Consider the following 1,515-nt stretch of genomic DNA (forward strand, 5'->3'; position numbering starts at 1 on the left):
ACCTTGATGGCTATTGCGGCAGCTTATATAGAGATATATTGACAGATAAGCATGCTTATTTTACCAAGCCATCTTCTTATCAGATGAAAAATGTGTCAGTAATTTATAAAATTTGGAAAGAGTATTTGATAAATAATGATATCGATTACATTGTATTTCCTGATGTTGAATTTGTGGAGGGAATGATACTTCTTGCCTTGTGTAAAGAGCTAAACATAAAGGTACTTTACTATGTCAATGCAAGAAGCATTGGTGGATCTTTTTTTGCAAAAAATATTAATGAAGAGTACTATAAAAGTACCGCTACAAACAATGACGGGGTTAGTGACTTTATCGCAAAAATAAAAAATTCTAATAAAAAAGCCTATGAGGTTACACTTGAATTTAACCAAGCGGAATATGACCATAAAATATCAAAATATGGTAGAACTAACCTAGAAAAGCTAATATCATTTTTAAAAAATAAATTTATTTACGAAAAACACTATTTAAAAGAAGATATGTCTTTTATAGTTAGGTTTAGAATGCGGTTTTTGGGCCTACTAAATAAATATAGGCGCTCAAGAAAGTACATTTATGAAAAATATGTAACAGTAAAAACTATAGAGATGTTGCCAAAGAAGTTTATATATTTCCCGTTACAAGTAACCCCAGAATCTTCAATCAATAATTTAGAGCCATACTTTGTAGATCAGATGCGAGTCATAGATCTATTACTTATGAATATAACACCAGATATTAAGGTTGTTGTCAAAGAGCACCCGATTTTTGCTGGAGAGAGAAGTGAAAAATTCTATAAAATTCTTTCTTGTAAACCAGGTGTAGAGATCTCTTCGTTAGCCATATCAAGTAACGACTTGATAGATAGCTCTATAATAGTATGCTCTGTGACCGGCACAGCACTACTAGAGGCAATGCTGCGCAATAAACCAGTCTTTCAGTTTGGAAAAACATTTTTTTATCAAGATCAGTTTGGATTTGACTCTTTTAGAAGCATGTCAAGTGATTTAAAGGCCATTATAAACAACGATAGAGAAAATAATATAGATTTAGTTATTGCAGATTTATATAGTGTGCTATTTGATTTTTATATAGAGCAGCCAGCTCAATACTACTATCAGCCAAGACCGGTTGCATTGATGGACGCAAATTTAGATAATACACTAAAAGCTATCTCTTTTTATATAAAAGGCATCTCTAAAGGTGAACTAATATAATGTTTACTTCTTCTATAGAAAAGAGTTTGATCAATACTTTGTTGTACCAGATATTTTCAAAAGGTATAGGGTACGGAAAATACCTCTTGTTTGCATTTTTGTTTGGTACAAGCATGCAAATGGATGCTTACAATATGGCTTTAACGATACTTGATGTATCTATGTTTGTATTAGGACATGTTTTTTCTGTAGTTGGGATACCTATGCTGGTAAAATCTAGAAAAAAATCTTTTACAGCATTTAAAAAGCTAAGTGGTTCTATATTTGTCTTTTCTTTAGTTTTGGCAGCGATTATTAT

2 protein-coding genes are annotated in these 1,515 nt (G+C 31.4%); both read left to right on the forward strand.

Translation table 11 applies throughout. The features are described from left to right. Window positions 1–1,217 (forward strand): capsular polysaccharide export protein, LipB/KpsS family (locus tag F3H01_RS09055; RefSeq protein ID WP_223155408.1); only part of this gene is annotated, 1,217 nt, incomplete at its 5' end. Further along, on the forward strand, window positions 1,217–1,515 hold a 299-nt coding region (locus F3H01_RS09060), incomplete at its 3' end, for a hypothetical protein (protein WP_223155409.1). The genes F3H01_RS09055 and F3H01_RS09060, both read left to right, overlap by 1 nt.

Origin of the sequence: Campylobacter concisus, from assembly GCF_902460875.1 — a bacterium.
Classification (GTDB): Bacteria; Campylobacterota; Campylobacteria; order Campylobacterales; family Campylobacteraceae; genus Campylobacter_A; species Campylobacter_A concisus_AA.